This is a genomic window from Micromonospora sp. NPDC049799 (assembly GCF_040656655.1).
GTDB lineage: Bacteria > Actinomycetota > Actinomycetes > Mycobacteriales > Micromonosporaceae > Micromonospora.
On record NZ_JBFAMU010000257.1, the window covers coordinates 1 to 7,098 of the forward strand.

Genomic DNA, 7,098 nt, shown 5'->3' on the forward strand with positions numbered 1-7,098 from the left:
GGCCTGCCGCCGGGGCTCGGGGGTGCCGCCGCCGTCGGGGCCGCCCGCGTGGGTGAGGCGGTACGCGCTGCGCGTACCTCGGTCAGCTCGGCCGCGTCCCGCGGACCGCGCCGGGCCCGGCTGAACCTCAAGCGGATCGACCCGTGGTCGGTGATGAAGTTCGCCTTCGCGGTCTCGGTGGTGCTCTTCATCGTGGTGGTCGTCGCCACGTCGGTGCTCTACCTGGCCCTCGACGCGATGGGCGTGTTCACCAGCGTCAACGACAGCCTGAGGGACCTGGTCAACGCCGGCGGCGGGCAGAGCGCCAGCGGCTTCCAGGTCACCGCCCGTGGCGTGATCCTGAGTTCGGCGCTGATCGGCCTGGTCAACGTCGTGCTGTTCACGGCGCTCGCCACCCTGGGGGCGTTCGTCTACAACGTCTGCGCGGACCTGGTGGGCGGCATCGAGCTGACCCTCGCCGAGCGCGACTGAAACATTCGGCCGCCGGGGCCGACCGCACTCCTGTGCGGTCGGCCCCGGCATCGCTTGATCCACTCGACGTCACTGAAGTCGCGGTTTCCGCGCCGCTCCGACACCCCAACTTCAGTGACGTCGAGTCGATCTTCTGGTGTCGCCGGTAAGTCGGTGGGCGGGGCGCCAAAGGTCCGGTAGGTTCAGGGCGACGGCCGGCCGGACCCCGATTTGGGAGCGGCTGGCGGCATGGGTTAACCTTGCTCGTCGCTACGCGGGGCTATAGCTCAGTCGGTTAGAGCGCAGAGCTGATAACTCTGAGGTCGCTGGTTCGATTCCAGCTAGCCCCACCGCACATCCGTCCGACGGCACGTCGAGCGTGAGGGGTAGCCCCAATGTTCAAGAAGCTGCTGATCCTGGTCGGCGTCGTCGGTGTGGCCGCTGTCGTGGCCCGCAGGGTGAAGGCGTCCAACGACGAGCGGGCTCTCTGGCACGAGGCGACCACCGCTCCCGACCTGCGCTGATCCTGCTCGTCCTACCTGCCAGCACCTGGCGGCGTCGTCCGCCCCGGGGCCCTAGCTCAACTGGCAGAGCACTGCCTTTGCAAGGCAGGGGTTAGGGGTTCGAGTCCCCTGGGCTCCACCCGCACATCGGGTATGTCCGATTGAAGAAAGCCCAGCTCGTTCGCGAGCTGGGCTTTCGTGTTTCGGCCGGAACGACGTTGGATGATTCTGCTCAGGCTGTTGGTGGCGTGCTTGTGGAGACGAGAGATCGGTGCGCTGATCGGGAGTCAGGTCGAGCGCCGAGGTCTCGCCTCATGGCTGGAAGTACTCCGACATCAGGCGGCTGACCCATTCCGGCTGCTTGACGTTGTCCGGTAGGAACTCGGCCATCACTGGCTTCAGGTCGATGACCGGAGTGCCGGAGACCGCGTCGAGGCCCATCACCGTCAGTTCGCGGCCGTGGACGGATTCGATGGCGCAGCACGTCACCCCGATGCGGTTGGGCCTGCGAGGGCCGCGGCCGGCGAAGACGCCGACGGGCGGGAGGTCGGGACGGCCGCGGTTGGGGCGGGGCTCGCGGTAGTCGCCGTGGTCCGGGAACTGGTCGAAGATGAAGAGGATCTCCACGTGCGAGAAGTCCTCCAGGCCCTGGAGGCACGCATCGCCAAAGCGTTCGTCGACGGTGATCGTGCTGCGGACGGCGCCCCAGTTGTCTGTGTGCTGGACGTCCGTCCTCGCGTTCTGGACGGTACCTATCGGGGTGATGTCGAAACTGAGCATGATTCCTTCCAAGGGCATACGAGTGTGGGGATCAGCGCCGTCCTCGACCACGTGACGGGCCGGGCAGACCGCATTCGAAGGATCGGCAGACTTGCTGCGTGGCGACGGGCTATCCGACGAACAGGAGCACGCTGATCGCCAACATCACCGCGGCGGTGGCCCCGTGGACGCCGTAAGCGGTGGCCTTGGGTCCTTTGCTGCGCAACACGATCAGTGCGTCGCCGGCGGGCATGCCTGCGGCGGCCAGCATGAACCAGCCGAGCAGGTGGGGTGTCGCGCCCACGAGCAGGATGAAGATGAAGACTCCCGAAGCGATGTCGCGTACGGCCTTGACGGCTAGCCATGCCTGGAAGTTGGGGTCCTCGGTCGGCGTGTTGGGGATACCGAAGCCTGCGGCGGCCTGCGGCGCCCAGAATTCGCGCACGCCGATGAGGATGATGCCTGCGCCGATCAGTCCGGCGAGCACGTTGGCGATGGTGATGAGCATGGCAAGTCCCTTTGAAGTGAAGCGGATCTAGTGACGAAGACGCGTAGCCGCTGGCACCGCGCGTGGTCCCGCAGCAGGAAGTGCTTGGCGTGGCGGCAATCCAGCGCGGCAGGTCACGGAACGAGGACTACGCCTCCGCGCATTCCGCCATGGGCCACAGCCGGTTGTGGGCCGCTGCGGCGTCGACGAAGGAGTACCTGCAGAACCTCCGGCCCTCCGAACTGTGCATAGCTGACTGCGCGCATGTCCCACCCTCCGCTGAACGTCATGATCGCCATTACGGTAGGTATGCTCGGGCACCGTTGGTAAGTAGGCACCTGGAAGTGCCTAGGGCACCGACAAGGGGTGGCATATGACGACGACGACCGCCGGACAACGACGAGATCAGGCCAAACGCGACTATGACGCGTTCCTGGCGGGCTGCCCGACGCGGGAACTGCTGAGCACCCTCACCGACAAATGGGCGGCCCTGGTGATCGCGGCGCTCGCCAACGGCCCGCAGCGGCACAGCGAGCTCGCCCGCCGCATCGCCGGCGTCAGCCAGAAGATGCTCACCCAGACCCTGCGCACACTGGAGCGCGACGGTCTTGTCGCCCGTACCGTGACGGCGTCGGTGCCTGCGCGCGTCGACTACGCGCTCACCCCGCTCGGCCACGACCTGTTCCCGGTGATGGTCGCGATCAAGACCTGGGCAGAGGCACACATGGACCGCGTCTTTCACGCCCGCACCCAGTTCGACGCGAGGAGCTGACGAACGGTACCCACCGCGATGAGATGACGACGGAAGGAACCCCCGGACGCGCGGACCCGTCAGTGATGGCATGAAGCTGCGCGCCGCAATTCTCGTCGCCCTGGCCACGCTCGGCCTCAGCCTCGTCCTGGTCGTTTCACCGGCAGGCCCCGCCTGGGCCTGCTCGTGCGCCTCGTTGAGCCCGACCGAGCAGGACGGGCAGGCCGAAAATATCGTCGTCGGCACCGTCACGCGGGTGACGGGCGATGGGGTGCAACTCGCGGTCGATACCGTCGAGAAGGGCGGCTCCGGGTCGGGGGCCACGCTGAGGCTGCGCGTGGCGCGCAGCGAGGTGAGCTGCGGCTACGACTTCCGCGTCGGCACCCGGTACCGGGTGAATTCGAGCGGCGGCGGCACCGGGCTGTGCGCGGGGATCCGCCAGTTGCCGGCCACACCGTCCGCGGCCCCAGCGTTGTCGGCGGCTGCCGCGGTCACACCCGCTCCTGAGCAGACGCCGAGCCGCTGGTGGTTCGCGGCCGGTGCGATGCTCGCGGTCCTCGCCGCCGGAGTGGCGGCAGTGGCCCTGCGACGGCGTCGGAACGGCCAGGTAAGGCGTGGGACCGATGCGAGCCGACACTCGTCGTGACGGCCGGTGTGGATCTCGCGCCTGAGCAGCGGGGGCGCGAGTGGCTGAGCCCTGCCCCGACACCTGGCGTCAACGCTGGCGCAGTTCGGCGGCGACCTCGATCAGGGTCGAGGCGACAACCTCCGGATCACACGTCATGTGGAGATGACGACCGTCCAGACACCGCACCGGCCACCCACGGTCCGCCGCCCGCTGGAGTTCGTCGGCGTACGTCGTTCCGAAGGCCACGTAGCCGGCGGGGACCGAGTCCCAGCCGGGGGGAACGACCACGTCGGCGGTGAGATAGTCCCAGGGCACCCGCCGCTGGTCAGCCTCGACCCGGCGGCGGGTCTGCGGGTCCGGGAAGAGCGCGGCGACGTCGGAGTCCGACCACCACTCGCTCCAGTACGGCAGCAGGCCGTCGGCACCGACACGGCTCCGGAGTGTCGCGCGCAGCCTTTCTGGTGCGACCGGGATGCGACCACTCGCCGGGGGCAGCACGGCGTCCAGGAACACGGCGGCCCGTACCGGCCGTGCGGCGACGAGCGCCGGGACGTACAGGCCGGCGTTGCTGTGCGGTACCAGGACCGGTTCACCCTGCTCCGGGAAGCAGTCTTGCAGCGCGCACAGCACCTCGTCGGGACTGTGCAGCGGGACCGGTGGGAGCGACGGAACGACGACGTCGTGTCCGCGTGCCACGAGCACCGCCGCGACCGGCTCCCAGACCGACGGCCCGAGGAAGGGGCTCGTCAGCAGAACGAAGGTCGTTCGCATGGCTGACGTCTACCACGGTTCAGGTCGACGCGCTGTCCGTCCATCGTGGTGGACAGCGGCGCACACCCCCGTTCGCGGGGACACCGCCGCGGACCGTCCTCTGAGATCATGGCTCCCACCACAGGCGCGCCGCACGCGTCGGACAGGAGAGCTGTGAACGGCCGTACGCAATGGATCCTCAGTGCCCTCGCCGTGCCGGTCGTGTTGGCCGCCGGCTACGGGCTCGCCCGGGCCGGTGAGGCGCCGCCGCAGCAGGCCGCAGCCGAGGTGGACGTGGCGGAGTACCCGTCGATGACCGCCCTGCGGAAGGTCGAGCCGCAGGCCGGTTGGGAGCTCAGCTGGAAGATCACCGATTCGCCGCTGATCGTGGTCGCCCCGCACGGTGGCTCGATCGAGTTGCGTACCAGTGAGATCGCGACCGCCATCGCCGATGGCCGGCACACCGAATGTCACTTCAAGGGCAGGCTCCCCACCGGCAACTACCCGAGACTGCATGTCACGAGCACAAACTGGGACGTGGAGGAGTGCCTGATCCTGATCCGTCAGCGCCCCCACGCGCTGTCGATCCACGGCACCGCCAAACCCGGCAGGATCGTCTACGTGGGGGGGAGGGACACCGTCAAGGGGGCAGCGCTGACGGCGGCTCTGCGGGCCCAGGGCTTCCAGGCCGAAGCGGCGCCCGACGACATCGCCGGCCTGTCGACCGCCAACTTCGTGAACAAGGACGCCGACGGCGCCGGCGTCCAGCTCGAGCTGACCACCGACCTGCGCACGGCCCTGTTCCCGACGGCGTCCGGCCCGGCGGGGCCGGACGTGCCGAAATTCGTCGCCGCGGTGCAGAGCGTCTACCCGTGACCGGGTGGCGGACGCGCCCACGCCGCTGTCGCTGACGATCACCCGGTTCCGGGTCACGTTCCGTACGGTCGGGCGCGGTACGTCGTGGCCGGCAGGCTAGCGTCGGAGGGGTGAGCACCGGAGCCCCGCGCGTACTACCGGCCGACAGCGGCATCGCCGAGGCGGCGTCCGTCCTGCGTACCGGCGGGTTGGTGGCCTTTCCCACCGAGACCGTCTACGGCCTCGGGGCGAACGCGCTGGACGCCCGGGCTGCCGCCCGGATCTTCGAGGCGAAGGCGCGGCCCAGCTTCGATCCACTGATCACCCACCTGGCCGACACGGCGGAGCTGGAGAAGTTGGTCGGCCCGCTGCCGCCGGCGGTGGCCGCGTTGGCCGAGCGGTTCTGGCCGGGACCGCTGACGTTGATCGTGGACCGGCCGGCGGCGGTTCCGCCGATCGTGACGTCCGGCCTGGACACGATGGCGGTACGGGTACCGGACCACGAACACGCGCGGGCTCTGATCGCCGCGGCCGGCGTGCCGGTGGCGGCGCCGAGCGCCAACCGGTTCGGCCAACTCAGTCCCACCCGGGCGGAGCACGTCGTACGGGGGCTGGGCGCCGCCGTGGACGTGGTGCTCGACGGCGGCCCGACACGCTGCGGGATCGAGTCGACGATCGTGGACGCCCGGGGTGAGCGGCCGGTGGTGCTGCGCCTCGGCGCGTTGCCTGTCGAGGCGTTGGAGGAGGCGGCCGGCCCGGTGACCGTACGCCCGGGCAGTTCCGGCCAGCCCGTCGCGCCGGGAACGTTGGCCGCGCACTACGCGCCGCGTACGCCGCTGCGGTTGGCGTCCGGCGCGGAGCCGGCGGGGGCCGGCGGCGGCCGGCGGGGCTTCCTGGCGTTCCGGGACCGCCCGGCGGGCACCTGGGCGGTGGTGGAGGTGCTCTCCCCGGCCGGTGACCTGACGGAGGCGGCGGCGCGGCTGTTCGAGGCGCTGCACGAGTTGGACCGCACCGGCGTCGACGAGATCGTGGTCGAGCCGGTGCCGGAGGTGGGCGTGGGCCGGGCGATCAACGACCGGCTGCGCCGCGCCGCCGCGACCTGGCGTCCCGCCACCTGAGCGGGACGCCGCGTGCATGGCCCGGGGCGACGGGGGTAGGAGAACAGCAACAACCCCCGAAAGTGAGGTGCATCCCCATGCCGACCGCACGCGAGATCATGACGAACGACGTGACCTGCATCCGTGAGCAGGACGACCTTCGGACCGCCGCGAAGCAGATGGCCCAGCTGGGCGTCGGCTCGCTGCCGATCTGTGGGGACGACAACCGGCTGAAGGGCATGCTGACCGACCGCGACATCGTCGTGAAGGTCCTTGCCGAGGGTCGTGACCCGGCCAGCGTCACCGCCGGTGAGCTGGCCCAGGGCGAGGCCGTGACCATCGGCGCGGACGACGACGCGGCCGAGATCCTGCGGACGATGGGCCAGCACCAGGTACGCCGGCTGCCGGTGATCGACGGGCACGAGCTCGTCGGCATCGTGGCCGTCGCCGACGTGGCCCGTTCCCTGCCCGAGCGTCCGGTGGGTGACCTCATCGAGGCCATCTCCGAGCGCAGCTGACGCCGGACGGATCGACCGATCGCCGCCCCCGGCCGCTGGCCGGTGGGCGGCGTTCTGCTGGCCGGTGGGCGGCGACCTGCAAGATCACGCTCGATCCAGGATGTAGTGGCATCAGAGCGCGAGAGATGCCACTACATCCACGAAACAGCGCGAGCTTGTCGCCGCGGGGCGGCGCGGGCGGCGCGGGGCGGCGCGGGGCGGCGCGGGGGCAGGGGGTTCGGGGGGTCGGCCGCGGGGGCGGGGCGGCGGCGCGCCCGGTGGGCGGGGGGCCGGGGCGGGGCGGGGGGGGCGGCGGGGCGG

General features: G+C 70.4%; 10 protein-coding genes and 2 tRNA genes. 9 read left to right on the top strand and 3 right to left on the bottom strand.

Features of this window, described 5'->3' with window-relative positions:
* From AB0I76_RS18865 to AB0I76_RS18880, 4 genes are all read left to right on the top strand, one after another.
* Positions 1-471 (top strand): DUF3566 domain-containing protein (locus tag AB0I76_RS18865; RefSeq protein ID WP_357036822.1); only part of this gene is annotated, 471 nt, incomplete at its 5' end.
* A gap of 255 nt (positions 472-726) precedes the next feature.
* Positions 727-800 (top strand) — tRNA-Ile (locus AB0I76_RS18870).
* Between the two features lie 45 nt (positions 801-845).
* Positions 846-974, top strand: a complete 129-nt coding sequence (locus AB0I76_RS18875) for a DLW-39 family protein (protein WP_357036825.1) — start codon at positions 846-848, stop codon at positions 972-974.
* Positions 975-1,019: 45 nt separating this feature from the next.
* Positions 1,020-1,092, top strand: a tRNA-Ala gene (locus tag AB0I76_RS18880).
* Positions 1,093-1,265: 173 nt separating this feature from the next.
* Here AB0I76_RS18880 and AB0I76_RS18885 read toward each other — a convergent pair.
* Entirely contained in the window at positions 1,266-1,784 is a 519-nt protein-coding gene (locus AB0I76_RS18885; RefSeq protein ID WP_357036828.1) for an SAM-dependent methyltransferase, read from the bottom strand.
* A gap of 58 nt (positions 1,785-1,842) precedes the next feature.
* Positions 1,843-2,220 carry a DUF4267 domain-containing protein gene (locus AB0I76_RS18890; protein ID WP_357036831.1) on the bottom strand — a complete coding sequence of 126 codons (378 nt, stop codon included), beginning with the start codon at positions 2,218-2,220 and terminating at the stop codon, positions 1,843-1,845.
* Between the two features lie 352 nt (positions 2,221-2,572).
* Between AB0I76_RS18890 and AB0I76_RS18895 the strand changes: the two genes are divergently transcribed.
* Together AB0I76_RS18895 and AB0I76_RS18900 are read left to right on the top strand one after the other, a co-directional pair.
* Positions 2,573-2,971, top strand: a complete 399-nt coding sequence (locus AB0I76_RS18895; protein ID WP_357036834.1) for a helix-turn-helix domain-containing protein — start codon at positions 2,573-2,575, stop codon at positions 2,969-2,971.
* Between the two features lie 70 nt (positions 2,972-3,041).
* A complete protein-coding gene (locus AB0I76_RS18900; RefSeq protein ID WP_357036837.1) occupies positions 3,042-3,596 on the top strand; it encodes a hypothetical protein in 555 nt (184 codons plus the stop codon).
* A gap of 69 nt (positions 3,597-3,665) precedes the next feature.
* Here AB0I76_RS18900 and AB0I76_RS18905 read toward each other — a convergent pair whose 3' ends face one another.
* A complete protein-coding gene (locus AB0I76_RS18905; RefSeq protein WP_357036840.1) occupies positions 3,666-4,349 on the bottom strand; it encodes a hypothetical protein in 684 nt (227 codons plus the stop codon).
* 153 nt (positions 4,350-4,502) lie between these two features.
* Here AB0I76_RS18905 and AB0I76_RS18910 point away from each other — a divergent pair, with 153 nt between their 5' ends.
* From AB0I76_RS18910 to AB0I76_RS18920, 3 genes are all read left to right on the top strand, one after another.
* Positions 4,503-5,204: a poly-gamma-glutamate hydrolase family protein gene (locus AB0I76_RS18910; RefSeq protein WP_357036843.1), complete on the top strand. Its 702-nt coding sequence runs from the start codon at positions 4,503-4,505 to the stop codon at positions 5,202-5,204.
* Between the two features lie 110 nt (positions 5,205-5,314).
* Complete coding sequence (locus AB0I76_RS18915) at positions 5,315-6,301, top strand: L-threonylcarbamoyladenylate synthase (protein WP_357036846.1); 987 nt, start codon at positions 5,315-5,317, stop codon at positions 6,299-6,301.
* A 77-nt stretch (positions 6,302-6,378) separates the two neighbouring features.
* Positions 6,379-6,798, top strand: coding sequence for a CBS domain-containing protein (locus AB0I76_RS18920; RefSeq protein ID WP_357036849.1), 420 nt, complete (start codon positions 6,379-6,381; stop codon positions 6,796-6,798).
* Positions 6,799-7,098 lie beyond the last annotated feature (300 nt).

Bases quoted from the DNA above. Each gene is read 5' to 3' on its own strand.
- AB0I76_RS18890 (WP_357036831.1), bottom strand. From the start codon at position 2,220: ATGCTCATCACCATCGCCAACGTGCTCGCCGGACTGATCGGCGCAGGC.
- AB0I76_RS18895 (WP_357036834.1), top strand. From the start codon at position 2,573: ATGACGACGACGACCGCCGGACAACGACGAGATCAGGCCAAACGCGAC.
- AB0I76_RS18875 (WP_357036825.1), top strand. From the start codon at position 846: ATGTTCAAGAAGCTGCTGATCCTGGTCGGCGTCGTCGGTGTGGCCGCT.
- AB0I76_RS18920 (WP_357036849.1), top strand. From the start codon at position 6,379: ATGCCGACCGCACGCGAGATCATGACGAACGACGTGACCTGCATCCGT.
- AB0I76_RS18905 (WP_357036840.1), bottom strand. From the start codon at position 4,349: ATGCGAACGACCTTCGTTCTGCTGACGAGCCCCTTCCTCGGGCCGTCG.
- AB0I76_RS18900 (WP_357036837.1), top strand. From the start codon at position 3,042: ATGAAGCTGCGCGCCGCAATTCTCGTCGCCCTGGCCACGCTCGGCCTC.